Source organism: Frondihabitans sp. PhB161 (assembly GCF_003814635.1).
Taxonomy (GTDB): Bacteria; Actinomycetota; Actinomycetes; order Actinomycetales; family Microbacteriaceae; genus Frondihabitans.
Genome location: NZ_RKQW01000001.1, coordinates 940,384 through 965,226, shown reverse-complemented (window position 1 = coordinate 965,226; position 24,843 = coordinate 940,384). Strand labels below are relative to the sequence as shown.

Below are 24,843 nucleotides of genomic sequence, written 5' to 3'. Positions count from 1 at the left end.
GCCCGCCCATCAGGCACCTGCAGACGCCCTGAGACGCAGCGCCGCTCGCGGGCACAGCCCCACCGCCTGCTTTGCGGGGCCGACGAGCTCGCGCGGCACAGTCACGTCCGACCCTGCTGCGGCGAGCGGGTAGCCCCACTCGTCGCGGGCCAGCAGCTCCGGCAGCAGTTCGGTGCAGAGCCCCCGCCCGTCGCAGAGCGTCCAGTCGATATGGAGCGACGCGTCGCCGTTCGAGGAGGCATCCCGGCTCATCGCCGCACCTCGCAGCGCCCTTGCAGGTGCGCCTGCACGTCGTCGGCGAACACGGTGAGCGTGCTCAGCACGAGCCGCGCGGTGCCGTCGGGGTGATGGCAGGATCCGCGACCGGCCACCACCCGTGCCAGGCGTTCGATCTCGGCGGGCAGCCACTCGGCCCGGTCTCGCCGCGCCAGTCGTCGCAGTACGTCGGCGAGACGCGGCAAGCCGTTGGCGCAGGGGCCGCACTGCTTGGCCGACTGCCCGGCGAGGTACTCGACGATCTCGGCGGAGGCGTCGAGGCCGCAGCGGTGCGGGCCGAGGACCATCAGGATCCCGGCGCCCGGTGCCGCTCCGAACGGCCGCAGGCCGGAGGGTGAGAGCGGTGTCGCCACCGCGGTGCCGGGCACCCAGGCGCCGTGGTAGCCGCCGACCAGCACCGCGCCGATCCTCTGAGGCCGGACGCCGGCAGACACCAGCGGATCGAGGAGCGGCATTCCGGCGGCCACCTCGTAGACCCGAGGGCTCGGCACATCGCCGCTGACCGAGACGAGGCGGGTGCCCGGATCCTCGTCGGTGCCGCGGGAGCGGAACCAAATTGCGCCGAAACGTGCCAGCAGAGCCAGGTGGGCGAGGGTCTCGACGTTCTGTACCAGGGTGGGCGCACCCCCGAGGCCGCTCTCGCTGAGGCGGACGATGCGGTCACGCGGGATGGCCGGGCCCCCGCCCACCGCGCTCACGACGGCGGAAGCCTCGCCCGAGAGGAAGGTCTCGGGGGCCGTCACGAGTCGGATGCGCTCGGCGTCGATGCGCTCGGCGATGGCACGGGAGACGTGCTCGAGGCTGCGCGTCGGGGCATACAGGACGACATCCGATGCGCGGACCGACGCCGCGGCGAGCAGGAGGCCGTCGATCACGAGATGCGGGGCACCGGCGAGAAGGGTCTCGTCTTTGCGGCTGAGCGGCTCGCCCTCGGCGCCGTTCGCGATGACGACGGGGCCGCCTCGCGTCGCGGAGCTGCGGCGGCCGGTGCCTGCGCCACTGCCAGCCCTGTCGGCGCGGGTGCCGCCGGACGACGCGCCGCGCACGGCGACCAGCTTGCGCCAGGTCGGAAAGGCGGCGCCGCCGCGGCCGGCCAGACCCGATGCCTCGAGCTCGGCCAGCAGATGGCCCTCGTCGACGGCGCCCGGCATCGGGCCGAACACGGCACGGTGCGAGCGGAAGTCGCTGGCCCCGGCGGCGAAGAGGCGACTGACGCCGGTCGGGCCGGCGATGCTGGTGGTGATGGGCTGGGTCAAGGTCATGAGATCCCTCCGGATCGGACGGGCGAGGCGACGCGGACGCCGCGGAACTCGATGAAGCGGGTGGTCAGACGCCAGGCGACGGCGGCGACGACCAGGGAGACGGAGATCCCCGCGAGCGCCAGGAACCAACCGTCGGTGCCATTCGTGCCGTTGCCGATGGCGTGTGCAAGGGCGATGGGCCAGAGCGCGTAGGTGGACCAGTGCACCGCCCGGAACACCCGGTTGCCGATGCGGTGGCGGAGCAGGCCGGTGGCGACGATCACGAGCACCAGGTCGAACGCGAGCGTGCCGAGGCCCTGCCACACGGGGCGGTACTCGCCGAAGAACGGAACGATCGTGTCGAGCAGGGTGAGCTGCGCATACGGGTCGAACAGCAGGCTGACGATGTGCACGACGAGAAGGAGAGTCGCAGCCAGCGACACGTTGCGGTGCACCAGGGTGACGGCGAAGCGCGGCAGACCGGGCAGAGGCCGGCCCGAGCGGGTCACGACACCGAGCAGCACCGAGACGGTGAACAGCACGAGTGAGGCGACTCCCGTGCCTCGGCCGAGAGCCCAGAGTGCGTCTTCCATCTCAGCCCGCCCGACGGAACAGGGCAGGCGCGGGCTCGCGCTCGTCGTCGGGCCAGCCGTTGAGGTGGACCACGTTGCCACGGGCGTCGACCAGACGGGCCGGCGTCTGCTCGTCGCGGAGGAACTCCACCGCCCGGCGACCGCGGACGATCGCCGCGGTCGACAGGGTGTTCGCCCGCAGGCAGTCGTGCGCCGCGACGGTCACGCTTCGCCAGACGGCCGGGGCGGGAAGACCGAGCCGAGGGTCGAGGATGTGATGCACCTGACGGCCGTCGTGCACCCAGCGTCGCTTCTGCGTGCTCGACGTCGCGACCGCGAAGCCGTCCGCCAGGGTGATGCGAGTCTCGGGGTCGCGGTCGAGATCGCGGACCGTGATCTGCCAGCCGTCGTCGCGCGAGCGACCAGCAGTCGCCAGGTCGCCGCCGAGGCTGACCAGCACGCCGCAATGCAGCTCGTCGGCGATGGCCGTGGCGCACAGGTCGGCCGCAATCGCCTTCGCTGTGGCGCCGAGGTCGAGCCTCAGGTCGTCGGGGACGGTCAGCACCCGGTCGACCAGTCGGATCCTGCGCCAGCCCGGTTCGCGCGGCGTCGCGACCGACATCGAGAACGAGGCCTCGTCACCGTGCTGCGCATGCGGCAGCAGACGCACGTCGCGGTCGTAGCCGAGTCCGTCGAGCACGCCACCGAGGGTCGGATCGACGTCGCCAAAGGTCGAGCGCGCGGCGAGCAGGGCCCGGTCGACGAGGGCGGCGAGCATGTCACTGACCTCGACGCCCTCCGAGGCGCGTCCGCCGATCAGCCGCAGCTCGGAGTCGTCGCGGAACCGGCTGCACGCCATCTCGACATCGACCAGGATCCGATCGGCGATCCGTCGAGCCCTGTTCAGCGCCGTCGCGTCGGTCACCACGATGCGGGCCGTCGTGCTCCAGATGGGCCAGTCCATGGTCGCGTTCAGGGCGGTGGCGCGGGTGGGGGTGAGCTGCTCGTTCATGCGGGAGTCCTTCCGTCGCGGACTCCCACTCTCTCCGGCCGGCCTATGCGCTCCCAGTCCGGTTCCGATGCCATGGCCATGAGGTTTCTGGACGCTAACTGATGGGCGAGAAGTCAGGATCCGGTGGACGTCGCGTCGGACGATCCGCTCGACGTTCCGCCAGTGACCGGCGTCGTCGTGGTCGTCGAGCTGCTGTCGGTGGAGTCGCTGCTGCTCGTGCCGCTGCTGCTGTCGGTGGCGCTTGAGTCACTGCTGTCGCCGCTCGTGTCGCTGCTGTCGGTGCCGCTCGTGTCGGTGCTGCTGTCAGTGGCGCTCGTGTCGCTACTACTGCTGGACGTGTCGGTCGGCTCGGTCGTCGCGGTGCTGCCGCTCGTGTCGGTCGACTCGGTCGTGCTTGTCGCTGCCGCGTCGGCTTTTTCGTCGTTGCTCTGATTCCAGACCGCGATGCCGGTGACGGCCGCGATTGCGATGCCGATGCCGCCGACGGCCGCGGTGACGGCGCGGGCTCCGCGGAGCCCCTTCTGCCTGATGTTCATGAGTGCACCCTTCGTTGAAATGTCAACGATCAGTGCCCGACCTCTGCCCCTGCTTGGCATCCCCTAGGGGCCGCCCATGAAGGGTGGTGTCGGCTCAGACCCGGGCAGGCTCCCGCTGCCACAGCGTCACCAGGCCGCGGGCGTTCCGCGCCATGGCCAGATAGTGCCCCACGACTCCGAGCACGAACGACGCGAACCCGACCCCGACGAGCAGGTCGTGGGCCCCGCTGACGGCCTCGCCGAACAGCAGCAGGAACAGCCCGGTGAACAGGAGCGCCGTCCGCACCTTGCCGACTTTCGAGACGCGCACATCGGGCGCTCCACCGAACGCGACGACGGCCCACGCCCCCGACAGCAGGTCGGGAATGAGCAGGATCAGCACCAGCTGCCACGGCACGATGTTCGACGCCGCGAACGCGGCGACCACGAAGACGACGGTCAGACGGTCGGCCACCGGGTCGAGCCAGGCTCCGAGATTCGACATCTGGTTGAAGCGGCGCGCGATGAACCCGTCGACGAAGTCGGTGAGGAACACGACGAGCAGCGTGACGATCGCGGCCCAGAACTGGTGCGCGACGAGCAGCACTCCGAAGAGCGGCAACAAAAGGATCCGCACGGCCGAGATCACATTGGGCAGCGTGCGCCAGTTGTCCTCGTGGAACAGCCGCTGCAGCAGACTCGATCCGCCCTCGGCGTTCGGGCTCGCCCCGGCGAACGACGAGTCGCCGAGCACACGGCGGATGTCGCCGGCGGGAAGCCGTACGACCACCGTTCGCACCACCAGGTACACGATGCCGACAGCGACGAGCACGGCCATGACGAACCACGCGCCGACACCGAGGTACGGCCGCACGATCGGGAACGACGCGCGCGCGAGCACTCCCACGCCGACGTAGAGGAGCGACCAGGCGACCGAGGCCACGACGCTCGCCCGGACGAACCGCGCCGGCGCGATGCCCGAGGCCCCGGCGACCGCAGGGGCGAGCGCCCGCGGCACGGGCACGAGCCGCGACAGCTGAACGGCGAGCGGGCCGTGGCGTTTCAGCGACGAGACGGCGACATCCCAGTGCTGCGCGCCGAGGCGGGCGACGACCGCGGAGTCGCGGGCGCCCGCGGCACCACGGGTGCGCCCGAACCGGAAGCCGACGACGTCGCCGACGACCCGGGCGACGGCAACAGCGATGACCAGCCCGAGGATCCCAGGGACGGTCGCCGTGCCGCTCGCCGCGACGATCACTATCGGCCCGGCCGGAACGAACAGGAGGAGCCCCACCCCCGACTCCAGGAACGCCGCGACGACGGCGACAGCGAGGGCGATGCCGAAGGGCAGTACCGCGCGGGAGTCTCCCAGCCAGTCGACGATATTCACGTCGACCATTCTCTCTTCCCCGGGCGGTGCCCGCCGACCGCCCGGGTGCGGCCTGTTTCAGGTCGCCAGGCGAAGTGGCATTTGCGGTTGAATCTGCGAGCCAAAGCTAATAACCAACCCCACCAACGTCGAACCGTCGGGAACGCTGTCCTCGAGGAGGTCGAGCAGCCCAGCGTGCGTTCCCGCATGCTGCCCAATCCTTGAGTATCGATTGCTTCGGTCCATGCAGATGGCGTAGCCGTCCATGTTGGACGCTTCCCTCGGAGGTTTGTCCCGAACCGCCAGCTTCGCACACATACCGAACTAATTATTACGGTTGCAATTGGAGCTCTTCGCTTCTTCGACTACACCCGCAGACCGGCCGTACAGTGCGGTCTCGTCAGCCGAGTCGAGCAAGCAGACGCCCCCGCCGGCGAGTAGTGGGTCACTACTTCCGCGGGGCTTCGCATTCGTACCCCGTTTTGTACCCTGCGGGTCTTGTACGTCGCTGCGCACTCGTGTGCAAGTACTGCAAAAAACCCTGATAAAACACTGGTTTCTGCTATCTACGCTGCTGGTGTGGCGTATCTTCGATGTACCCCCTGAAGCATTCGGGTCTTCGGGGTAGCGGGACCGCCATTGGGTTGCGGTTGCGTCTGTTCGGGTGGAACAGCCCCTTGGGTAGGGATCTGTTCCCCCGACCAGAATCCTCTCGTCGATGCACGTGCCCCGAGCGGCACGTCCATGCGTTTACCCGCCGGCACTTCGCTTCACATTGCGATGGGGGGATTGCCCACAGACGGCCCACATGGTGGTTTTCATGTCACGAGGCTGCGCCTGTCGCCGTCGGTGGGCTCATGAGAAGCGTGTCGAGCAGCCCCTGAATAATGTCGTTGATGTCGACACCTTCCGGGTCGTACAGCCACTGAATCTGTGCGCCGTCCTGGGCCGCGATGAGTGTCCGGGCCGCCTCGTCCGGTTTCACGCCAGGAAGGAGGAGCCCAAGTTCTTGCAGGGCTTGGAACTCCGTCGTCATGTTGAGGACGATCCGTTCGTACCGGGCCCGGAACTGCGCGTGCAGGGGGTGACTGACGTTCGACCAGGGCCGCATCGAGCTCGAAAGTGCACCGCGGCCTGGTCACGAGTGATGAAATGGCGCCATGGACACTGAGGAAGGCACAGAGGACGCTCCGAAAGCAGACCCATTCGATCTGGCTCGATTTGTCTCGGCTCAAGACGACCGTCAGACGTACACGACCGCCCTTCGTGAGATCGGGCGCGGTCGGAAGTCGTCTCACTGGATGTGGTTCGTCTTCCCTCAGGTGGCAGGCCTCGGACGAAGCGCGACCGCGCAGCAGTTCGCAATCAGCTCGCTCGAGGAAGCACGAGCGTTCCTTGACCACCCCGTCCTCGGACCACGATTGAGAGAAAGCGCCCGGGCCATCGCAACAACCCCAGGGCAGTCAGCAGATGCTGTTCTTGGGAGCATCGATGCGCAGAAACTGAAGTCGTCGATGACTTTGTTCCTGCGCGCCTCCCCTGACGACCCGGACTTCGTGGAAGTGCTGGACCGGTGGTTTTGCGGAGACGTCGACGAGGCTACCGACCGGCAACTACGCAACCGGTGAGAGGTGTCACGGATTCGAGGCGAACCTGCGCGCTGCGGCCATGATCGTTGTGGCTACGGTTTGCACGGGCTCGTTTCGGTACAACGCAGACGAGAGCTCCCGTTGAAGCTCTGCGTTCTGCTCGGCGCTCAGGCCGGTGGCCGAGATCGAATCGGTTTCGGTGTCGTAACTGATTTTCATGTGCGTTCTCCATTCGCTCGACTCCGGAAATCCCGTCGAAGGGCGTCTAGTTTCACGACGGCTAATCGGGACTCTAGGCACTTGTCTCTCCACGTGCCCGGGGTTGACAGGTGCCCGATCCCGACGCCAAGGTCTGAGACCTGACCTAGACGCGAAAAGGTCCTGAGCGGGAGGTTCGATGGACAGCATCGGTGTCCTCGGACTAGGCCGAATGGGCCTCCCCGTGGCTCTTCGATTCGTGGCTGCGGGATATCCCGTGTGCGTCTTCGACCCCGACACGAACCGAGTCCGGTTTGCGGAGTCGCACGGCGCGGTCGCCGTAGCAGGCGAGTACGAGGTGGCGTCCCGGTCCGACATCTTGGTGACCGTGCTGCCAGGTCCGCCCGAACTTCGCAGCGCCATGCTTGGTCCCGGCCAGGCGGTCACTGGCCTGGAGGCGGGCGCTTGCTGGATCGATCTCACCAGCAACGACCCGAGAGTCGCGACCGAAGTCGCTGCTGCCGTGACGGCGGTAGGCGCGTTGAGCCTGGGTGCGCCCATGGCAGGGGGCCCGGCCGACGCGGCAGCTGGCACCCTTCGCTTCTACATCGGAGGATCCGAAGACGCTTTAGCGCGCGCAGCGCCCGTCCTCGAGGCGCTCGGCGATCCGAGCAACCGCGTGGAGACAGGCGCGGATATTGCTTCCGGATACGTCACCAAACTCTTGGCGAACACGCTCTGGTTCGGGCAGGTCGCCGCCGTCACGGAAGCCCTCCTTCTCGGACAAGCCCTCCGCCTTGACCTTGAGACCCTTCGCGGCGCGCTCGAGACAAGTGCCGGAGGCAGCCACTTCATGACCCATCACCTCGACGCGCTCCTTCGCGGCGACTACATGGAATCGTTCGGTATCGACCGGATCGTAGAAGAACTCGACACCGTCACAGACCTCGCCGCAGCGACCGAAACACCCGCTGGTGTCACCGGGATGGTGGCAACGCTTCACAGGGAGGCCTCTGACCGATTTGGTCCGGTCGACGGGGAGTTGCTCGTTGCGAAGCTCCTCGAACAGCGAGCAGGCCAGCTCCTTCGGGCGAAACTGCCCCGTCCGATCACCGGCGGCGGAACAAGCGCCCCGCAATATGAATCAGGCCAACCAGAGAGCTAACCCGAAAACTGCGGGAGAAATCAACCCCCTTTCGACATTGGTCTGTCTGAGCCGCGCGCGACGAGTGTGAAGACTTCACCACTTGGCGTGTCCGCGCTGGTGGAATCGACGAAAGGGCCCTCGTGTCCACTTATCTTCCCGAGAACGAACCCGTTTCCTCGACGCCCCTCTACGACCAGGGTGGGTACTCGCAGCCGGTCAACACAGAGGCTCAGGTGTCTGACGACAGCGAATCCTCGTCGTCGACTGACGCCGCAAAGGCCAAGGCCGGTGCCGCGAAGGAGCAGGCGGGCCAGGTCGCTGGCGATGCCAAGGATGCAGCGTCGAACGTGGCCGGAACCGCGGAGGAGCAGGCCGGCGAGGTGGCATCCGAAGTCAAGAGCCAGGCCAAAGACCTCTACGGTCAGGCCACCTCGCAGTTGAAGGAGCAGGCCGGAACGCAGTCGCAGAAAGTCGCCGAAGGGCTCCGGTCCGTTTCAGACGAGCTCTCGTCGATGGCCGACAAGTCCGACGGCAACGGCGTCGCGTCCGAGCTCGTCCGCAACCTCTCCGGCCGCGCCGGATCGGCTGCATCGTGGCTCGACGGCCGCGATCCCGGCTCACTCCTCGACGAGGTGAAGCAGTACGCGGCCCGAAAGCCCGGCGCATTCATCGCGATCGCGGCGGGGGCCGGGATCCTTGCCGGTCGTCTCGCGAAGTCGCTGGCCGCCGAGGCCAAGAGCGACGACTCCTCGAGCACGGGTCGCCAGTCCCCGGCGAGCACCGCGTCCTCCGACGCCGCTCACGCTCCCGTCACCGGCGAACCGGCTCCCGGATACAGCCGCAGTGCCGAGTCGTTCGGCGTCACACCCGTCGAGGCCGGTACCGCCCACGTTGCACCGACCCCGTCGTTCGACGACATCGTCGACGGAGCCGACACTGCGCACCTGCGCCCGTACTCGGGTGACCAGCGATGACCGACCCGTCGATCACCCCGGAAGAGAAGGCTGCGACCACATCGCTCGGCGACCTCCTCACCGGTGTGTCGAAAGATATCTCGACGCTGTTCCGTCAGGAAGTCGAGCTGGCCAAGGCCGAGCTGACCGAGTCCGCGAAGAAAGCAGGCAAGGGCGCGGGCATGTTCGGCGGCGCCGGGCTGACCGCCTTCTTCGCACTGCTGTTCCTGTCGATCGCCGCCTGGTGGGGTCTCGGCTTCGTGCTGAATAACGCACTCTCGGCCGTTGTCATCGCCGTGATCTACGCCATCGTCGCGTTGATCCTGTTCCTTCGCGGCAAGAAGGAGCTCAAAGAAATCAACGGAGCACCGAAGACGGTCGACTCCCTCAAGAAGATCCCCGAGACCGTGAAGCCGGGAGGCCACGCATGAGCATCGCAGACAGCACCAACGACAAGAAGACGCCCGACCAGATTCGCGCCGAGATCGACGCGACTCGTGCGGGGCTGGGCTACGACGTCGACGCGCTCGCCGACAAGGTCGACCCCAGCCAGATCGCCCACCGTCAGGCCGAGAAGGTCAAAAGCCGCTTCACGAACGCGAAGGAGTCGGTCATGGGCGCCGTGCACGACAAACAGGACACCGCAGGATCCGCGGCCACGAACGCGACCGACACGGCCAAGCAGGCCGGGCAGCAGGCCGCCGACAAGGTCAAGGGCAACCCTCTCGCCGTCGGGCTCGTCGCCTTCGGCGCCGGCTGGCTGCTCTCGTCTCTGATCCCCGCAAGCGACAAAGAGCAGCAGCTCGCCGGACAGGTCAAGGAGAAAGCTGCTCCCCTGGTCGACGAGGCGAAGAGCGCCGCGCAGGACGTCGCGCAGAATCTCAAGGGACCCGCCCAGGACGCCGCCGCGTCGCTGAAAGACACGGCCCAGAGCGCAGCCGGAACGGTCAAGGACGAGGCCCAGGGTGCGGCCTCCGATGTGAAGGACAGCGCGCAGGGTTCGGCTGACGAGGTCAAGAACTCCTAGAGCGCCTCTGCAACACAGAACCCCGTCACGCTGGCAGTGCGTGACGGGGTTTTGTCATCTCACGAACGGAGAACGATCAGTCGTCCGTTTCGGTCGCGCAGGTGATGGCTTTCTTAGCCGCCGATGATTCGGCGGTGAAGGTGGTCGCAGCGGCTTTCGCAGCAGTCGAGTTCGACTGTGCGTCGCCATTCACGGCGTACAAGGTCGAGTCGAACGACTTGTCCGCCGGATCCTTGTCGGTCGCCCACAGCCCGACGACGTCTGACAGGGTTCCGTCTTCACCCAGAGGCGCCGGGACGTACCAGCCACCGTCGCCTTCGGCGACCCAGCCCACCCGTGCCGGGCCGGAACTGGAGAGGTCGGTCAGGGCCGCCAGCGTGTTGTCGGAGGCGAGGTCGCAGGCGTTCTTGTTCGCCTGGGCCGGGTTGGTGCGGGAATCCTCGGCATCGTTCTGATCGCCCGCCGGGTCGAGGTTCTGGGCGCTGGGGGCACATGCGGAAAGTAACAGGCCCGCTGCGATGGCGATCCCTACCGCGCCGAAAGACCTCACCGCGCGAACGCTCCGTTGAGTTGGAGGGTGAGACCGGAGGGGTTGTCGATCGGTGCGCCGTCCGGGTCTGTCCCCGTCTCCGGGTCGACCTCGTCCGGCTCGGGAACAGAGGTGGGCCTCGGGTCGCTCATTCGGGCTCACCGCCCGACGTCGTGTCGCTGTCCTTACCAGGGTCTTTCGTGGCGTCGCCGGACGGTGACCCGTCTGCGAGATTTTCGGTGTGCTTCTTCTGCTCCTCCGTCGGGTGCGAAGAGCCGTCGGGCGTGTCGCTGTTTCCTGAAGTAGTCATACAACGACCGTACGCTCGCATGCCGATCACTCGACCGGGCTTGACCCGGCCAGAGTTCACCACCAGGGTGTGCTGTTTCGCGCAGCGCACGCCCTGCCGCGGCCGGGCTTCATTGCGCCGGACCAATTGCATCCTCAGGAAAGGTTTTGCGGTACCGGTGGATCAGCTGACAAGTGCCCGGTGAGGTCTTCGCCCCACACTTTGTACGTGTTCCGGTACCGGTTCTCCTCCGACTCCGGGCGCCACACGGACGTCGTCAACTCATCCGGGAACCCTGCAACCACAACAGCCGGGTAGTCCCGGGCGACGAGTCGTGTGCGCATGTTCAGGAGGCGACCCTGCAGTCCCGCGGCGACCCGTGCCGGTCGAGAAAGGCTCCCAGCGTTATCCAACGGCGGGATCTCGCCAACGATGACCTGCGCGCCACAGGGCAGTGCCCGCATGAGTGCGTTCAGCGTCTCTCGAAGGTTCTGATCCCAGACGATAGGGCTCGTTACTCGAAGGGCATCCGTAATTCCTACCAGGACAACGACGGCGTCAACCCCCTGCAGGCGCTCGGACATTCTTGCCACCACGGCGGGTGCGTCTTGGATCCTCGACGTCGGCAAAGCAGAAATCGACCAGCTCACTCCTCTGCGCGTTATGTGCGATCGGTGCCGAGCAAAGAACGCCGGCAACGACAACTCGTGAGTCCGAACGCCCAACGACAACTCACCACGCTCCCCCAGAAATACGATGCGGTCCGGATCAGCACCAGCCACCACCCCCTCCGCCGGGTCCTCCGGGTAGATATCCCCATCTGCGTCGCGCCGCCGGAAGAGGAACTCCACGAAACGAGCACCACGAGATGGCGCAGCCAGCAGGGAATGGACAACAGCCTTGGTTCGGGACATGACAGCTCCTCGCCCACGACGGCGGTGCGGGTCGGGTCCCCACCGCCCTGGCGGGCACGCAACGGAAACGCGACGCTACGCTCGCCAGCAGACGACTCACTGAGACGCCCTGTCCCCCGGTCCGCGCCTTCCGCCCGAGCCGGCAGATTTGTCCTGTCGGCTGTACCTGCGTCAGCGCTACAGCCGACGCCCGTGTACCGTGCACCGCATGACTGGCTCGCCTCCGGCACAACCCGACCCGAACTCCGACCTCACTCAGGCGGGTCTTGTGGTCATCGCGGAGGCCACGGCACTCCATGACGATGACCCGGTCGTTATCGACGCCGCCCGAGAGAACCTCCTCGACACCGTCGACGAACTCGTCGACGAGCCCCTCACACCACGCCAGGAGGAAGTGGTCGAAGCCATTTCGATCGCGGCCGGCACGCTTACCGCTGGACTGTCCGGAGCCCTCGCCAGCGTCCGAGAAAAGCCCGTCGCAGACGTCCTCACCGGTGCCGCCGCCACCCTGTTCACCCCAAATAACCCGCGTCCCGGAGATGCTTCCACCGGGGAGTAGAGGGCATGGGGGAGTCGGCCGTTCATACACCGAACCTTCTGTGATCCGATCTCCAGCGGCCCTTTGGCACCTGGAATCCGCCTCCAGCGTTCACTCCTGACGCTTCTCCCCTGCCAACGGCCTGGCGGCACGCGGTTTCCCCGCGGGAACGCGGTCGTGGGCCCAATCAACCGGGTTGCCGCTGGTCCCGGGAAGTTCCGTGGTGCTATCGCGCGGGGGTTCGTCGACGGCGTAGAGACCCCGGCCAGAGTCGGCTGCCTCGTAGAGGGCAGCAAGCCAGGTGGGATTGATCTCGGGCATCCGGCCGCCCGCGAATTTGAACCGCAACCCGATGTTCGGTGACAGCCAGACGGTCGCGCGGCCGTCACCCGTCTCAGCAGGTTCCCGCCAGGAAAACATCAAGGACTCGTTTTTGCGGAATTTGTTCACGATGACTATTTGCAGGTGGGCGAGGAGACGGTCTTCGACTTTGAACTCGAGGATTTCCCCGTCGTAAACGATGTAACCCATGGGTGAAGAGCTGCTTTCGTGCACGGCCTAGTCGTCGTCCGACGGGGTCTGGGCCGGGAGAGGTGTGCGGGTGACGCCCTCGCACTGCGCCATTGCTCCGCATCGCCGCACCGAAATGGTGGTTGGGAACCACGCTCAGGGTCGTGGTCAGCAGGAGCTCTCCTCTACCTCCGGAGCGTAGACCGTTCTACGGTGGCGTGGGGCCGTAGCGTACGACCGCACACCCGGTGCCGTCGACCTTGATCCTCGCTCCGGAACCACACCGAGGGGGTTCTTGTTCGTAAGACCAGGTCTGAAACAACCGGCGGGTGCCAACACCATGGGAGATGGGAGCGTGCACCCTCCGAGTGACTCCCTTTTGTGGGCGGGGGTACGGTGCAACGATGAGCGACGACAAAGACACCACGACCTCCACCCACACCTCGGACGACGGCGAAACCACTGAGAAGACCACAACAACTGAGACGCACGAAGAGACGACCTCCACCAGCAGCAGCGACGACTGACCGTCGAGGTGCTTATCTGGTGAAACCCGTGCTTGTGGCCGGGGGTGGGTGTGCCTGAGGGCGACAGCGTCTACCAGCTGGCAGCCCGCCTCCGCCCGGCACTCGACGGGCACACACTTACCGACGGAGAGATTCGCTCCGGAAACGCTGCCGGCGCTGAAGTCACGGGGTGGCGGATCCTCGAGCACGACACCCATGGCAAGCACCTCCTGACCCGGTTCGACAACGGCCACACCTTGCACACCCACCTGCGCATGCAAGGCTCCTGGACCATCAGTGTGAAAGGCAGAACCCTCCCCCGCCGCATCCTGCCCGACGTGCGAATCCGACTCGTCGTCGATACCGGCACCACCGTCTGGGGCATACGGCTGCCCGTCGTCGACCTCGTCCCCACCGGGGCTGAACACACTCTCGTCGGACACCTCGGGCCCGACCCCCTCCGTTCCGACTGGGACCCCGACGACGCCGAAGCACGCTTGAACGCCCGACCCCAGCAGCCAGTCATCCATGCGCTTCTCGACCAGCGAGTCATTGCAGGGTTGGGAAACATGTGGGCAAACGAGATTTGCTATCTGCAAGGCCTCTATCCGTGGACCCCCACTGGCGACGTCGACACTCGACGGTTGGTCGACCGGGCCGCGAGAGGCCTGACCGCATCCGTCACGATCCCGGGCATGTTTCAAACGACCACCGGAAACCGCCGCCGAGGCGAACGACACTACGTCGTTGGCCGGGCTAGCCGCCCTTGCCTGCGCTGTGGCACACCCGTCGTCGCCACGGCCGAAGTCCCGAACGATCCGCAACAACGCCGAACATGGTGGTGCCCACGCTGCCAACCCGCACCGGCCTGAGGGCGCCAAGCGGCCTATCGAAGAATGACGCCTGATTTCGACGGGCAACCATCCCGACACGATTGCCTGGGGCTCACCGCCGGAGCCGGCGTAGGTTCGCGGTATGAGCGATAGCGAACAGACCGCACCGATGATGGACGGCAGCAACGAGGCCACGAACAAAGACAAGCTTTCGGGCCTCATCGAGCAGGTCGAGCACGATCACGGCTCCGAGGGGGCCGCAGCGATGTCCGATCAGCTCCGCGACCGGATGGACGAGACCAAGGTGGAGCCGGAGGGGCCAGGCGACCTCGAGGAGTAACTCCGCCCCCTAGCTGCCGCCGTCGCCGCCTGCTCCTCCGCCTCCGATCATGCCCGCATCCGACGACGACCGCTTCTCGGCAATCGACGCTCGGACTGCGCGGGCGACGTCGACGTCTCGAAACGGCTTGAGGCGATGGCGGTCGACCGGTCCGACGACCTGCCTCAGCAGTCCGGCGGCGTCGCAGAGGCCGACCAGGGCCGACCCGCGATCCGGAACAGGTCCTTTTGCGACGAGTGCGTTGTGGATCGACTGCACCGCTTCTCCTCGGGCCCGCGCGTTCACGACCGGGTAGCGCGTCGTCGGAAACAGGCCCAGGATCCGATGGGTGCGAGCCTCGACGTCACCGTGCGTCACCAGCGTGCCCAGGACGTCCTCGCGAACACCCGACCTCTCCAGACGTGCCACCCACCGGCGAACAGACCGCGGCTTGGGGTCGCTCGCCATGGAGGCGAGCGCTCGATCGAGGACGAAGTCGCCGAGCGGTGAATGGTCGACGACGACGAGCTTGCCCCGCTCGTCGCGAACGATCCTTCGCTCGATCAGCAGGTCTGCCAGGAGGGCTCCTGCGAGTGCCGCGCGGGCTGCCACGGCGTCGACGCGCGACTTCCCGGTCTCCGGCTCACGGATGAGCAGTTCCAGTTCTTGTGCGATCCCCACGTTCCTATCCTGCCCTGCGGCACGCTCCGCACCTACGGTAGAAGGACGTCGAAGAAGGAGCGGACCATCGAACACGTCGACACCCTCGTCATCGGTGGCGGAGCCATGGGCTCCGCAACGGCCTGGGCTCTCGCTCGAGCAGGCCGCGAGGTCGTGCTGGCCGAGCGTTTCACGCCGGGCCATGCGAACGGCGCCTCGCACGGCGAGTTCCGCAACTTCAACGTCGCCTACGCCGAGCCCGACTATGTCGCGATGCTCGTCGAAGCACGACGTCTCTGGGGCGAGCTCGAGGACGAGTCGGGCGAGAAGCTGCTCGACCTCGTCGGGCTCGTCAATCACGGCGAGGGCCCCGATGCGCGCTTCGACGCCGTGCACGCGCAGCTCGAGGGCGCCGGCATCGCCTCGGAGTTTCTCGCACCCGAAGCCGCGCACGACCGCTGGCCGGGCATGCGGTTCGACACCCGCGTGCTGTTCTCCCCCGAGTCCGGTCGGGTCCGGGCCGACGATTCGGTCGTCGCCCTGCAGCGCGCCGCGCAGGGGCATGGCGCCGACATCCGTCATGAGACCCGCGCCGTCGCCATCCGACTCCTCACCGACGATCTCGCCGAGGTGGAGCTGGAGAGGGACGGGGTCGTCGAGACGATCCGAGCACGGTCGGTCGTGGTGACCGCGGGAGCGTGGACGGAGAAGCTGCTCGGCGGGCTCATCCCGCTACCCCGGCTGATCGTGACGCAGGAGCAGCCCGCTCACTTCGCGGTCTCGGATCCTGCGCTCGTCAGCACCTGGCCGTCGTTCAACCACCTGCGCGACCGCGGTCGCGACGACTACTGGTACAGCGACGTCTACGGCATGCTGACCCCGACCGAGGGCGTCAAGGTCGGCTGGCACGGCACCGGGCTCGAGATCGACCCCGACGCGCGCACCTTCGAGTCGGAGCCGGTGCAGCTCGCGGCCCTGCGCCGCTACGCCGCCGAGTGGTTGCCGGGCGTCGACCCCGACGCGTTCGTCGAGATCAGCTGCACGTACACGTCGACCGACACCACCGACTTCGTGCTCGACCGGGTCGGGCCGGTCACGATCGGCGCGGGCTTCTCGGGCCACGGGTTCAAGTTCACGCCGACGGTGGGCCGGATCCTTGCCGATCTTGCGATGGGCCGTTCGCGACCCGCCGCCCGCTTTTCGCTCGGCTCGTAGCGCAGCGGAGCGGGTTCCTACACCGGTGTACCGCTTCAGACCCGTCGGATCGGCTCACACCCGCCCACGCGGCACAAACCCTAGGTCGCGGCGTGCTGCCTCTGCCGACGGTGCGGGTCTGTGCTGATCACCGGGGTCTGTGCCGATCGTGCGGGTCTGTGCCGATCGTGCGGGCCTGTGCGGGTCTGTGCCGCGCCGGAGGGTCAGCACGCCTCAGCGCACCCGCGTGTACTGCGTCAGCAGCATCCCCGACGCGTGCAGCACGTGGTCGAGTCGCATAGCGCGCAGGTCGATCGGCGCCGCTTCGCCCGGCCGCACGGCAATCCGCGGCCCGGAGCCACCCTCGAGCGACGGGCTGATCGTCAGGCACAGCGCGTCGAGCACGTCGGCCTCGATCAGGGCTCCCAGCAGCGAGGGGCCACCCTCGCAGTGCATCTGCGTGAGGCCCCGCGCGACGAGCGATTCGACGATCAGCCCGGGCTCCACCGTCGCGGAACCGCAGTCGATCACGTCGGCGACCTCCGACAGCGCTCGGCGCCGACCCGCGTCGGCCGATGCGGCCGTCAGCACCAGCGGCCGCACGGGGCTCTGGGCGAAGAATTCCGATTCAGGATCCGGCGACAGTCGCCCGGTCACCACGGCCACCGCCGGGTGCGGTGCGAGCCCGTTCGCCACGCGCCAGGCACTGGCCGCCGCGGGTACGAGAGGCCCGGCGTACCCCTCGGCTGCGACGGTGCCGGCCGCCACGACGATGACGTCGCACAGCTGTCGCATCAGGTCGAAGACGGTGCGGTCGGCGGGGCCGCCGAGACTGCCACTCAGCCCCTCCGCGGTCGCCGAGCCGTCGATGCTCGCGACGAAGTTCGCGCGAAGGCGCGGCACGGCGCGATCGGCCGGTGCCAGCAGGGCAAGAAGAGCGTCGTCGTCGAGGGCGGCCACCGCCGTCGGAAAGATCTGGCCTATCGGCCCGTCGCCCGGCCCGCTCATAGGTTGTGCACCGGGTTGACGGGCTCGCGCCAGCCGAGAATCGCCTCGACCATGCGGAGGGCGTCGATCGATTCGCGCACGGCATGCATGCGCACGATGCGAGCGCCGAACAGGGCACACGCCGTCGCCGCCGCGAGCGAGCCGGCGAGGCGTTCGGGTTTGTCGCGACCGAGGCTCTCACCGATGAAGTCTTTGTTCGAGACGGCGGCGAGCACCGGCAGGCCGAGAGTCGTGAACTCGGCGAAACGACGTGTGATCTCGAGCGTCTGCGCCGTGTTTTTGTTGAGGTCGTGGCCGGGATCGACGATGAGCCGACTCTCGGGAATGCCCCGAGAGAGAGCGAAGTCGACTCGGGAGCGCAACCGGTCGAGCACTTCCCGGGTGACGTCGGCATACTGCGGCCGCGGATACGGCTGGCGAGGTGCCGCGAGCGAGTGGGTGAGCACGAGCGTCGCGTCGCTGTCGGCGACGACGTCGGCGAGGCGCGGGTCGGCAAGCCCCGTCGTGTCGTTGATGACGCCCGCACCGGCCGCGATGGCCGACTCAGCGACATCGGCGCGGAAGGTGTCGACCGAGATGACGACGTCAGACTGCTCGGCGAGCGCGGCAACCACCGGCACAACCCGGTTCGCCTCCTCCGCGGCCGGCAGCTCGGGGCCGGGCGCGAACGGCACTCCCCCGATATCGACCCAGTCGGCGCCGTCGTCGGCGGCACGGACCGCCGCGGCCACGGCGCTGTCGAGCGCAAAGGTCGCCCCCTGGTCGAAGAACGAGTCGGGCGTGCGATTGACGATGGCCATGACGGCGATCTGGCGGTCGAAGTCGAACGTGCGTCGGCCGATCCGGCGCACTGGCGTCGTGAAGGCCGGAAGCACGAAGCCGCTCGGCATCACCGTCTCGCTCACGCGGCCGGCCCACCGATCAACGCGATCGCTTCGGCCCGGCTCGCGGGGTCGGACAGGGTGCCCCGACTCGCGACCGTCACCGTAGAGCTGTGGGTCTGGCGAGCGCCCCGGGTCGTCACGCAGCCATGAACGGCGTCGAGCATGACCAGCACACCCGCCGGAGCGACCGCGTCGTCGAGGGCCCGTGCGATGTCTTCGCCCAGGCGCTCCTGCAGGAGCGGCCGCGATGCGAGAGCGTCGACGAGGCCGGGGATGCGACCGAGGCCGACGATTTGCGACCCGGGAACGTAGGCGACGTGAGCGACGCCGACAAACGGCAGGAGGTGGTGCTCACAGACCGAGCGGAACTCGATGTCGCGGACGATGACGAGTTCGCCGAGTTCGCCCGATTCGGCCGGAACAACGCTGGTGCCCATGAGGGCGGAGACATCCACGTCGAGCCCCGAGAAGAACTCCTCGTAAGCGTCGGCGACTCGCCGGGGCGTATCGACGAGGCCCGGCCGAGCCGGGTCGTCGCCGATGGCGGCCAGGATCTCGGCCACCGCGGCCTCGATTCTCGGGCGGTCGAAACGTGTCGTCATAGCCGTGCTGTACCCCTTGCCGTACCCCGTCGAACCGGGATCCTCGCGACGAAGATTACCCCCGACCACCGACAGATCGGCTCGAAGCCCCACCCCAGAAGCGCCGGGCGGTCTCGTCGCGAGCCCAGCCCGTACTCCTGGCTCCGCCGCTACCGCCCGAGCACGAGCCGGTCGAGGTAGCCGCCGCCGAACTTGCCCGAAGGATCCCACTGCGTCACCAGCTCACGGAACTCACCGATCCGCGGGTACCGCGCCTCGATCGCGGCTGCATCGAGCGTCGACACCTTGCCCCAGTGCGGCCGCGCGGTGAACGGTTCGAGCACGCTCTCGATCTGGGGCAGCAGTGCCGCGACCTCGTCGACGTGACGAGCCCAGGTGAAGTGGATGCAGAGCGAGTCGCGCCCCTGTGTCTCGCTCAGCCACAGGTCGTCAGCCGCCACGGCTCGGAGCTCGGTCACGAGGAGGTGCGGCTGAATTCGGTCGGCAAGGGTGCGGACCGCGGCGACGGCCGCCGCCCCGTCGGCCAGCGCGACGAAGTACTCCGACTGAATTTCTTCGCCGTTCGAGGGCGTGCGGTCGATACGGAAGTGCGGCAGACGTTCATGCCAGGGGCCGACCGAGCCGTCCATCGGCGTGGTGTTGTCGTCGTCGCTGACCAGCCCCACCTGGCGGGGATCACGCCGGGCACCGCCGATCTCGTCGGGAACCTCGACGTCGTCCTGCCCCTCGGGAATGCGGGTCTTGACCCACATGGCCGAGATGTCGTCGCCGTACTCGGTGAACAGGCTGACGCTGTAGCCGAGGCCCATCAGTTGGGCGAGCCCGTCGCCCTCGATGGCCGACCAGGGGAGGTTGCGGTAGATGTCCTGGCGAGCACGGAACGACGGCTCGACGTCGAGCGTCACCCGCGACACGATGCCGAGCGCGCCGAGGTGGATCACGCTGCCGTCGAAGTCGGCGTCGCCGCGACGGACCGTGCGGAGAGATCCGTCGGCGGTGACGAACTCGAGGGCGCGGACGGAGGTCGCCAGCGACCCGTTGCGCGAGCCCGAGCCGTGCGTGCCCGTGGCGGTGGCGCCTCCCACCGAGATGTGCGGGAGCGACCCCATGTTGTGCAAGGCCAGGCCTGCGGCCTCGAGTTCGGTGGCGACGGCCGCGTACCGCGCACCCGCGCTGACCGTCGCCGACAGCCGGTCGTCAGCTATCACGAGCTCGGTCGGGATGTCGACGGGCGACACGAGCACACCGGGCCCGTCGGCGATCGCATTGAAGGAGTGCCGGGTGCCAAGCGCCCGGATGCGCGGCGTCTCTCTCACCATCGACTGGAGCTCGTCGACGGACTGGGGCTGGAGGATGCGCGAGGCGCCGTACACGTGAGTGCCGGCCCAGTTCTGCTCGCGTTCGGCGGTGAACGTCATGCATCGAGACTAATCCCCGTGAGCGCTCACTTCGAGTGCGGCCTGTCGCGATTCACTCCGACCGGCCTGCCGAGTGCCGCCAAATGCATCCCTAGCGAGCGCACTTCCGGCATTCGGCGGCACTCGCCAGCTACCCCGGCGTTCGCGCGACGGTGAGTGCCGCCAATTGCGCGCCAGACGAGCACCGTTCTGGCATTCAGCGGCACTCGGCAACTCTGTGCCCTGGCGCTCGGTGCCCCGGCGCTCGGCAGCTACCTCAACGTGCGCGCGACTCCGAGTGCCGCCGAATGCACTTCCGGCGAGCGCACTGCCGACGTTTGGCGACACTCGCCAGCTACCCCGAAGTTCGCGCGACGCCGAATGCCGCGAATTGCGGGAGCGGCGAGCCCGCTTCCGGCATTCGGCGGCACTCGGCGGCTCGGCTCCTCCGCCAGCCAGCCAGCTAGCCAGCCACCCGTCAGCGAGACGCCGCGAAGCCCTCGTAGACGGCCGCGATGTCGTCGCCACCGTGCCCCGACTCGGAGGCCTTCGCGTAGACGGCGCTCAGAGCGGTCAGCAGGCCGACGTCGACCCCCGCTCCCGAAGCGGCCTCGGTGATGAGCCCCACGTCTTTGCGGAGGCCGTCGAGCGCGAACTGCGCCGGATAGTCGTGCGCCAGCATGGTCGCGCCCTTGGTGTGCGCGTACGGGGTATCGCTCGCACCGCCGTCGATCGCCTGCAAGAAGAGGTCGCCGTCGAGCCCGAGCGCCTCCGCCAGCGCGATCGACTGAGCGGTCGCAGCGGTGATGCTGGCGATCCACGCGTTCGCCGCGAGCTTGAGCGCCGAACCGTCGCCGACTGCCTGGCCAGCCACAACCGTCTTCGAACCCATCGCCTCGAGCACGGGCGACGCCTTCTCGATGAGCCCGGCATCGCCCGCCGCGAGCATGACGAGGGCCCCCTTCTCGGCAGGGACTTTCGTGCCGAGCATCATCGCCTCGATGAGCGACACGCCCTTCGCCTCGGCGGCCCGGGTGACGCGGCGTGTTCCGTCGATGCCGATCGTGCTGGCCTGCACCCACACTGCGCCGTCGCGAACCGCTGACGACGCCTCGTCGAAGACCGTGAGCACAGAATCCGCGCCGAAGAGGATCGACAGGATCACGTCGGCATCACTGACCGCCTCGCGGGGCGTGCCCGCAACCGAGGCTCCGGACGCCTGAAGATCGGAGGCCTTGTCGGGCGATCTGTTCCAGACCGTCACGTCGAAGCCTTCGCGGAGAAGCGTCGCCGCTACCCCCTGGCCCATGATTCCCAGACCGAGAACGGTCACCTTCATCGCTTGCCTCTCTGCGGGGCCACCTGCCCCAACACGGCGCCGTCGGCGCCGCGATCGACGCTACGCCTGAGAGCTGTCCGCCGACTTCGATCGACTCGACCGAACGAACATCCAGCCGAGTGCGACACCGACACCCGTGCACGCGACAAGAATGGCGATCGCAGCCGGACCGAAACCGTAGGCGAGGCCGTTCTCGGCCGACCAGGCGGCAAAGCCCATGCCCGGCACGTCGAGGCTGTCGGCGTCGACGCCTCGCAGCAGCGTCTCGAGGAGCACGAGGAGAAGCACGTCGATGCCCGCGAGGAGCCCGGCCAGACCGGCGCCCAGCAGAGCGACGAGGGTACGGCCCCGGCCCCGAGGTCGCGGCGCGAAAGCCACCGGGGAATGATCGGTCGAGTGCGACCCGCCGGAAGGCCCGTCAGACGAGCGTCGGAGCCCGATGACATCGTCGAGGAGAGAAGCGGAGAGCGTTGCCGGAGCGAGCGAATTCACAGGGCCACCTTTGGATCGCAGAGGAAGACATGCAAAATGTTACCTTTCTTCCGATCGGCTGGCTAGGGAAATACGCCCCCTGTGGAGAACTCAGTCGACGAGCGACTTGGTGAACCGGAGGTAGGTGATCGCCTCGTAGTCACCATCGACGTCGAAGAGAGGGACGTAGCCGAGGTGCAGGTAGAGCCCGACGGCCTCGGGCTGGCGAGCTCCGGTGGTGAGATTCACACGGCGGTAGCCTCGGATCCTCGCCTCGCCCTCGAGCTCTGCCATGACCCGCCCGGCGAGACCGCGTCGCCGATGGTCGGGGTGCGTCCACACCCGCTTCATCTCGGCCGTCTTGTCGTCGAGGCGCATGAAGGCGCCACCCGCGACCGCCGTCCCCGCCTGCTCGAGAATCAGGAACGCCCCGCCCCGAGCCGGAGCGAATAGCTCGGCGGGGTAGCGGCTCAGCTCGACCGACGAGGGGATGCCGTCGTTCAGCCCGTAGCGCTCGTCGTAGTCGCGGGCGAGGTCGTCGACGAGAGGCTGGGCGAGAGCTGCGTCGGGCGAAGTCCAGGTGGAGACGGGGTGGTTGACGCAGTCGAGGGCCATGTCGTGACGGTATTCGGAGCCCTCGCAAGGGTCAATTCTCATGACGCTGCGGGTCGTGCGCTGCGAGCCGACGGCCAACGACCTGACGCGAATCGGCCAAGGCGACCTGGCGCGCCGCGTCAGAATGGCCGAACCGCGTCACTTCGAGGAACCCCGGCCAGCGACCAGCCCCAGAATCAGCCCGAGAATCAGCGCCAGTCGTCGGGCGGCACCGACTCGTCGTACGGGTCGTCGGGCGGCGCGTCAGGCCACCCGCCATCGTCGGCGCCAGGCTCATAGGCGCCCGGCTCATCGACACCCACGCCAGGCCCCGGGTCGAAGCTCGAGACGGCGGGCGAGCTCGAGACAGCGCGCGAGGGCGCGGCGGCAAATCGACTAGCCGAGGATCCGGCACGCCCGCCCCTCGACCCACCCGAAGCAGGCGCGACGGCGCTCCCCACGGGCCCACCGCCGCCCGACTCGGCGACGACGGCGAGCAGCTGTTCGCCGTAGCTCTCGAGCTTCTTCTGTCCGACGCCCGAGATGGTCGCGAGCTGATCGAGGCTCGAAGGCCTCATCGAGGCGACACCGCGGAGCGTCACGTCTCCGAAGACGACGTAGGCGGGAACCCCCGCCTCCTTCGCCGTGGCCGAGCGCCAGGCCCGGAGCTTCTCGAACAGGGGCTGGGCCTCGGCCGGAAGGTCGGCGACGGAGGCGCCCGGCCCGGATCGCCGCGAGCGCGCCGCTCGCGACGGACGCTCCGGCTCTTTGCGGAGAAGCACGGGCCGCTCGCCCGCGAGCACGGCTGCCGACTCGTCGGTGATGAGGAGGGTGCCGTACCCGTCGGTCGAGGAGGCGAGCAGGCCTTTGGCGAGCAGCTGGCGAACGACGCCGCGCCATTCCGCATCAGAGAGCTCGGTGCCGATTCCGAAGGTGGCGAGCTTGTCGTGGCCCTGCTGCGCCATGCGCGGGGTGCTCTTGCCCAGCAGGATGTCGATCAGATGCCCGGCGCCGAACTGCTGGTTACGTTCGCGCTTGAGCCGGACGATGGTCGAGAGGAGCTTCTGCGCGGCGACTGTGCCGTCAAGCGACGTCGGCGGCGTGAGGCAGGTGTCGCAGTTTCCGCAGGCCGTCGACGACTGCCCGAAGTAGGCGAGAAGCTGCACGCGTCGGCACTCCACGGTCTCGCAGAGCGCGAGCATCGCGTCGAGGTGGACGGTCAGCTGCCGACGATGCGCGGCGTCGCCCTCCGACTGGTCGATCATTCGTCGCTGCTGCATGACGTCTTGCAGCCCGTACGCGAGCCACGCGGTGGCCGGCAGGCCGTCACGCCCGGCTCGACCGGTCTCCTGGTAGTAGCCCTCGACCGATTTGGGGAGGTCGAGGTGGGCAACGAATCGGACGTCGGGCTTGTCGATGCCCATGCCGAAGGCGACCGTCGCGACCATGACGATTCCGTCTTCGCGGAGGAAGCGCGATTGGTTTCGCTGCCGCGTCGCGGCGTCGAGACCGGCGTGATACGGGAGGGCGGGGATGCCATTCGCTACGAGCGACTCGGCCGTCTTCTCGACGGAGTTGCGCGACAGGCAGTAGACGATTCCGGCGTCGCCGGGGTGCTCCGTCTGGATCAGCCGCAGGATCTGCTTCAGCGGCTGGTCTTTCGCTTCGATGCGGTACTGGATGTTCGGTCGGTCGAAGTCGGCGACGAAGTGGCGCGCGGAGTCGAGGTCGAGCCGGGTCGAGATCTCGCGGTGCGTCGTCTCCGTCGCCGTCGCCGTAAGGGCGATTCGGGGCACGGCCGGCCAGCGCTCGTGGAGCACGGAGAGTTCGAGGTAGTCGGGGCGGAAGTCGTGCCCCCACTGCGCCACACAGTGCGCCTCGTCGATGGCGAAGAGCGAGATCTGCCCCTCGTCGAGCAGCCGCTTGGTCGATTCGAGCCGAAGCCGCTCGGGCGCGAGATACAGCATGTCGAGGTCGCCGCTTCGAAAGGCGTTCTCGACGCGTTGGCGCTCAGCGCCGTCTTGCGTGCTGTTCAGGAAGGCGGCGCGAACACCGACCGCCTCGAGGGCGTCGACCTGATCTTGCATGAGCGCGATGAGCGGAGAGACAACAATGCCGACGCCGTCGCGGACGAGTGCGGGCACCTGGTAACACAGCGATTTACCGCCACCGGTGGGCATCAGCACCAGGGCGTCGCCGCCCCCGACCACCTGGTCGATGATCTCGGCCTGGCTGCCGCGGAACGACTCGTAGCCGAAGACCTCCTGCAACACGTCGAGTGGCAGTGGGGCACCCGGCCGCGGGGCCGCGTCTGTCGTCGTAGTCACCCGGCGAGTCTACGAGCCGGGCCCGACACC

Annotated in this window: 30 protein-coding genes; 11 read left to right on the top strand and 19 right to left on the bottom strand. The window is 68.0% G+C overall.

Going from position 1 to position 24,843, the window contains the following annotated elements:
• Positions 1-9: 9 nt before the first annotated feature.
• From EDF39_RS04695 to EDF39_RS04680, 4 genes are read right to left on the bottom strand one after another with little or no spacing between them, the layout of a single operon-like run.
• Entirely contained in the window at positions 10-252 is a 243-nt protein-coding gene (locus EDF39_RS04695; RefSeq protein WP_123940903.1) for a ferredoxin, read from the bottom strand.
• Positions 249-1,538, bottom strand: a complete 1,290-nt coding sequence (locus EDF39_RS04690; protein WP_123940901.1) for an NADH-ubiquinone oxidoreductase-F iron-sulfur binding region domain-containing protein — start codon at positions 1,536-1,538, stop codon at positions 249-251. The genes EDF39_RS04695 and EDF39_RS04690 overlap by 4 nt, the downstream gene beginning before the upstream one ends.
• A complete protein-coding gene (locus EDF39_RS04685; protein ID WP_123940899.1) occupies positions 1,535-2,110 on the bottom strand; it encodes a ferric reductase-like transmembrane domain-containing protein in 576 nt (191 codons plus the stop codon). Before EDF39_RS04685 ends, EDF39_RS04690 begins: the two co-directional genes overlap by 4 nt.
• Before the next feature lies 1 nt (position 2,111).
• Complete coding sequence (locus EDF39_RS04680) at positions 2,112-3,101, bottom strand: FAD:protein FMN transferase (protein ID WP_123940897.1); 990 nt, start codon at positions 3,099-3,101, stop codon at positions 2,112-2,114.
• 123 nt (positions 3,102-3,224) lie between these two features.
• Here EDF39_RS04680 and EDF39_RS04675 point away from each other — a divergent pair, with 123 nt between their 5' ends.
• Positions 3,225-3,533: a hypothetical protein gene (locus tag EDF39_RS04675; protein WP_123940895.1), complete on the top strand. Its 309-nt coding sequence runs from the start codon at positions 3,225-3,227 to the stop codon at positions 3,531-3,533.
• A 198-nt stretch (positions 3,534-3,731) separates the two neighbouring features.
• Here the strand turns inward: EDF39_RS04675 and EDF39_RS04670 are convergent, their stop codons facing one another.
• The gene (locus EDF39_RS04670; protein WP_123940893.1) at positions 3,732-5,015 is read right to left on the bottom strand and encodes a CDP-alcohol phosphatidyltransferase family protein; all 1,284 of its coding nucleotides are present in this window, start codon (positions 5,013-5,015) and stop codon (positions 3,732-3,734) included.
• A gap of 793 nt (positions 5,016-5,808) precedes the next feature.
• Positions 5,809-6,096 carry a TetR family transcriptional regulator C-terminal domain-containing protein gene (locus EDF39_RS04665; RefSeq protein WP_123940891.1) on the bottom strand — a complete coding sequence of 96 codons (288 nt, stop codon included), beginning with the start codon at positions 6,094-6,096 and terminating at the stop codon, positions 5,809-5,811.
• 49 nt (positions 6,097-6,145) lie between these two features.
• On the opposite strand from EDF39_RS04665, the gene EDF39_RS04660 reads away from it, so the two are divergent.
• The 5 genes from EDF39_RS04660 (at position 6,146) to EDF39_RS04640 (ending at position 9,899) form a co-directional block, all read left to right on the top strand.
• Entirely contained in the window at positions 6,146-6,613 is a 468-nt protein-coding gene (locus EDF39_RS04660) for a DUF1810 domain-containing protein (protein ID WP_123940889.1), read from the top strand.
• 358 nt (positions 6,614-6,971) lie between these two features.
• On the top strand, positions 6,972-7,937 hold the full coding sequence (locus EDF39_RS04655) for an NAD(P)-dependent oxidoreductase (RefSeq protein ID WP_123940887.1): 966 nt from the start codon (positions 6,972-6,974) through the stop codon (positions 7,935-7,937).
• A gap of 122 nt (positions 7,938-8,059) precedes the next feature.
• The gene (locus EDF39_RS04650; RefSeq protein ID WP_123940885.1) at positions 8,060-8,893 is read left to right on the top strand and encodes a hypothetical protein; all 834 of its coding nucleotides are present in this window, start codon (positions 8,060-8,062) and stop codon (positions 8,891-8,893) included.
• Positions 8,890-9,303, top strand: coding sequence for a phage holin family protein (locus tag EDF39_RS04645; protein WP_123940883.1), 414 nt, complete (start codon positions 8,890-8,892; stop codon positions 9,301-9,303). The genes EDF39_RS04650 and EDF39_RS04645 overlap by 4 nt, the downstream gene beginning before the upstream one ends.
• Entirely contained in the window at positions 9,300-9,899 is a 600-nt protein-coding gene (locus EDF39_RS04640; RefSeq protein WP_123940881.1) for a DUF3618 domain-containing protein, read from the top strand. Before EDF39_RS04645 ends, EDF39_RS04640 begins: the two co-directional genes overlap by 4 nt.
• A gap of 76 nt (positions 9,900-9,975) precedes the next feature.
• Here EDF39_RS04640 and EDF39_RS04635 read toward each other — a convergent pair whose 3' ends face one another.
• From EDF39_RS04635 to EDF39_RS04630, 3 genes are all read right to left on the bottom strand, one after another.
• Positions 9,976-10,449: a hypothetical protein gene (locus EDF39_RS04635; protein ID WP_123940879.1), complete on the bottom strand. Its 474-nt coding sequence runs from the start codon at positions 10,447-10,449 to the stop codon at positions 9,976-9,978.
• A 127-nt stretch (positions 10,450-10,576) separates the two neighbouring features.
• A complete protein-coding gene (locus tag EDF39_RS17445) occupies positions 10,577-10,738 on the bottom strand; it encodes a hypothetical protein (RefSeq protein ID WP_158613157.1) in 162 nt (53 codons plus the stop codon).
• Positions 10,739-10,872: 134 nt separating this feature from the next.
• A complete protein-coding gene (locus tag EDF39_RS04630) occupies positions 10,873-11,631 on the bottom strand; it encodes a hypothetical protein (RefSeq protein ID WP_123940877.1) in 759 nt (252 codons plus the stop codon).
• Between the two features lie 208 nt (positions 11,632-11,839).
• Here EDF39_RS04630 and EDF39_RS04625 point away from each other — a divergent pair, with 208 nt between their 5' ends.
• Positions 11,840-12,190 carry a hypothetical protein gene (locus EDF39_RS04625; RefSeq protein ID WP_123940875.1) on the top strand — a complete coding sequence of 117 codons (351 nt, stop codon included), beginning with the start codon at positions 11,840-11,842 and terminating at the stop codon, positions 12,188-12,190.
• 90 nt (positions 12,191-12,280) lie between these two features.
• Here the strand turns inward: EDF39_RS04625 and EDF39_RS04620 are convergent, their stop codons facing one another.
• Positions 12,281-12,700 carry an ATP-dependent DNA ligase gene (locus EDF39_RS04620; RefSeq protein WP_199726135.1) on the bottom strand — a complete coding sequence of 140 codons (420 nt, stop codon included), beginning with the start codon at positions 12,698-12,700 and terminating at the stop codon, positions 12,281-12,283.
• A 383-nt stretch (positions 12,701-13,083) separates the two neighbouring features.
• On the opposite strand from EDF39_RS04620, the gene EDF39_RS17775 reads away from it, so the two are divergent.
• The 3 genes from EDF39_RS17775 (at position 13,084) to EDF39_RS04610 (ending at position 14,358) form a co-directional block, all read left to right on the top strand.
• Positions 13,084-13,206: a hypothetical protein gene (locus tag EDF39_RS17775; protein ID WP_255410107.1), complete on the top strand. Its 123-nt coding sequence runs from the start codon at positions 13,084-13,086 to the stop codon at positions 13,204-13,206.
• A gap of 50 nt (positions 13,207-13,256) precedes the next feature.
• Positions 13,257-14,057 (top strand): Fpg/Nei family DNA glycosylase, encoded by an 801-nt coding sequence (locus EDF39_RS04615; RefSeq protein WP_123940873.1) that lies wholly within the window; start codon positions 13,257-13,259, stop codon positions 14,055-14,057.
• 103 nt (positions 14,058-14,160) lie between these two features.
• Positions 14,161-14,358 carry a hypothetical protein gene (locus EDF39_RS04610; RefSeq protein WP_123940871.1) on the top strand — a complete coding sequence of 66 codons (198 nt, stop codon included), beginning with the start codon at positions 14,161-14,163 and terminating at the stop codon, positions 14,356-14,358.
• A gap of 9 nt (positions 14,359-14,367) precedes the next feature.
• Here the strand turns inward: EDF39_RS04610 and EDF39_RS04605 are convergent, their stop codons facing one another.
• Positions 14,368-15,018 (bottom strand): GPP34 family phosphoprotein, encoded by a 651-nt coding sequence (locus EDF39_RS04605; RefSeq protein ID WP_158613156.1) that lies wholly within the window; start codon positions 15,016-15,018, stop codon positions 14,368-14,370.
• On the opposite strand from EDF39_RS04605, the gene EDF39_RS04600 reads away from it, so the two are divergent.
• Positions 15,004-16,212: an FAD-dependent oxidoreductase gene (locus EDF39_RS04600; RefSeq protein WP_370275156.1), complete on the top strand. Its 1,209-nt coding sequence runs from the start codon at positions 15,004-15,006 to the stop codon at positions 16,210-16,212. The genes EDF39_RS04605 and EDF39_RS04600 overlap by 15 nt on opposite strands.
• A gap of 213 nt (positions 16,213-16,425) precedes the next feature.
• Here the strand turns inward: EDF39_RS04600 and EDF39_RS04595 are convergent, their stop codons facing one another.
• The 8 genes from EDF39_RS04595 to recQ all read right to left on the bottom strand — a co-directional run bounded on the left by EDF39_RS04595 (position 16,426) and on the right by recQ (position 24,813).
• Positions 16,426-17,151, bottom strand: a complete 726-nt coding sequence (locus EDF39_RS04595) for a pyrimidine reductase family protein (protein WP_199726134.1) — start codon at positions 17,149-17,151, stop codon at positions 16,426-16,428.
• 44 nt (positions 17,152-17,195) lie between these two features.
• Positions 17,196-18,089, bottom strand: coding sequence for a dihydropteroate synthase (folP, locus tag EDF39_RS04590; RefSeq protein ID WP_123942287.1), 894 nt, complete (start codon positions 18,087-18,089; stop codon positions 17,196-17,198).
• An 11-nt stretch (positions 18,090-18,100) separates the two neighbouring features.
• Positions 18,101-18,685 carry a GTP cyclohydrolase I gene (gene folE, locus EDF39_RS04585; protein ID WP_123940865.1) on the bottom strand — a complete coding sequence of 195 codons (585 nt, stop codon included), beginning with the start codon at positions 18,683-18,685 and terminating at the stop codon, positions 18,101-18,103.
• Positions 18,686-18,834: 149 nt separating this feature from the next.
• Entirely contained in the window at positions 18,835-20,103 is a 1,269-nt protein-coding gene (locus tag EDF39_RS04580; RefSeq protein ID WP_123940863.1) for a D-arabinono-1,4-lactone oxidase, read from the bottom strand.
• A 457-nt stretch (positions 20,104-20,560) separates the two neighbouring features.
• Complete coding sequence (locus tag EDF39_RS04575; RefSeq protein WP_123940861.1) at positions 20,561-21,421, bottom strand: NAD(P)-dependent oxidoreductase; 861 nt, start codon at positions 21,419-21,421, stop codon at positions 20,561-20,563.
• A 60-nt stretch (positions 21,422-21,481) separates the two neighbouring features.
• Entirely contained in the window at positions 21,482-21,913 is a 432-nt protein-coding gene (locus EDF39_RS04570; RefSeq protein WP_123940859.1) for a hypothetical protein, read from the bottom strand.
• A 90-nt stretch (positions 21,914-22,003) separates the two neighbouring features.
• The gene (locus tag EDF39_RS04565; protein WP_123940857.1) at positions 22,004-22,507 is read right to left on the bottom strand and encodes a GNAT family N-acetyltransferase; all 504 of its coding nucleotides are present in this window, start codon (positions 22,505-22,507) and stop codon (positions 22,004-22,006) included.
• Between the two features lie 188 nt (positions 22,508-22,695).
• Positions 22,696-24,813 carry a DNA helicase RecQ gene (gene recQ, locus EDF39_RS04560; RefSeq protein WP_199726133.1) on the bottom strand — a complete coding sequence of 706 codons (2,118 nt, stop codon included), beginning with the start codon at positions 24,811-24,813 and terminating at the stop codon, positions 22,696-22,698.
• Positions 24,814-24,843 lie beyond the last annotated feature (30 nt).

Coding starts and splice junctions, on each gene's coding strand:
- EDF39_RS04695 (WP_123940903.1), bottom strand. CDS start 252: ATGAGCCGGGATGCCTCCTCGAACGGCGACGCGTCGCTCCATATCGAC.
- EDF39_RS04690 (WP_123940901.1), bottom strand. CDS start 1,538: ATGACCTTGACCCAGCCCATCACCACCAGCATCGCCGGCCCGACCGGC.
- EDF39_RS04685 (WP_123940899.1), bottom strand. CDS start 2,110: ATGGAAGACGCACTCTGGGCTCTCGGCCGAGGCACGGGAGTCGCCTCA.
- EDF39_RS04680 (WP_123940897.1), bottom strand. CDS start 3,101: ATGAACGAGCAGCTCACCCCCACCCGCGCCACCGCCCTGAACGCGACC.
- EDF39_RS04670 (WP_123940893.1), bottom strand. CDS start 5,015: ATGGTCGACGTGAATATCGTCGACTGGCTGGGAGACTCCCGCGCGGTA.
- EDF39_RS04665 (WP_123940891.1), bottom strand. CDS start 6,096: ATGCGGCCCTGGTCGAACGTCAGTCACCCCCTGCACGCGCAGTTCCGG.
- EDF39_RS04660 (WP_123940889.1), top strand. CDS start 6,146: ATGGACACTGAGGAAGGCACAGAGGACGCTCCGAAAGCAGACCCATTC.
- EDF39_RS04655 (WP_123940887.1), top strand. CDS start 6,972: ATGGACAGCATCGGTGTCCTCGGACTAGGCCGAATGGGCCTCCCCGTG.
- EDF39_RS04645 (WP_123940883.1), top strand. CDS start 8,890: ATGACCGACCCGTCGATCACCCCGGAAGAGAAGGCTGCGACCACATCG.
- EDF39_RS04640 (WP_123940881.1), top strand. CDS start 9,300: ATGAGCATCGCAGACAGCACCAACGACAAGAAGACGCCCGACCAGATT.
- EDF39_RS17445 (WP_158613157.1), bottom strand. CDS start 10,738: ATGACTACTTCAGGAAACAGCGACACGCCCGACGGCTCTTCGCACCCG.
- EDF39_RS04630 (WP_123940877.1), bottom strand. CDS start 11,631: ATGTCCCGAACCAAGGCTGTTGTCCATTCCCTGCTGGCTGCGCCATCT.
- EDF39_RS04625 (WP_123940875.1), top strand. CDS start 11,840: ATGACTGGCTCGCCTCCGGCACAACCCGACCCGAACTCCGACCTCACT.
- EDF39_RS04620 (WP_199726135.1), bottom strand. CDS start 12,700: ATGGGTTACATCGTTTACGACGGGGAAATCCTCGAGTTCAAAGTCGAA.
- EDF39_RS17775 (WP_255410107.1), top strand. CDS start 13,084: ATGAGCGACGACAAAGACACCACGACCTCCACCCACACCTCGGACGAC.
- EDF39_RS04610 (WP_123940871.1), top strand. CDS start 14,161: ATGAGCGATAGCGAACAGACCGCACCGATGATGGACGGCAGCAACGAG.
- folP (WP_123942287.1), bottom strand. CDS start 18,089: ATGCCGAGCGGCTTCGTGCTTCCGGCCTTCACGACGCCAGTGCGCCGG.
- folE (WP_123940865.1), bottom strand. CDS start 18,685: ATGACGACACGTTTCGACCGCCCGAGAATCGAGGCCGCGGTGGCCGAG.
- EDF39_RS04580 (WP_123940863.1), bottom strand. CDS start 20,103: ATGACGTTCACCGCCGAACGCGAGCAGAACTGGGCCGGCACTCACGTG.
- EDF39_RS04575 (WP_123940861.1), bottom strand. CDS start 21,421: ATGAAGGTGACCGTTCTCGGTCTGGGAATCATGGGCCAGGGGGTAGCG.
- EDF39_RS04565 (WP_123940857.1), bottom strand. CDS start 22,507: ATGGCCCTCGACTGCGTCAACCACCCCGTCTCCACCTGGACTTCGCCC.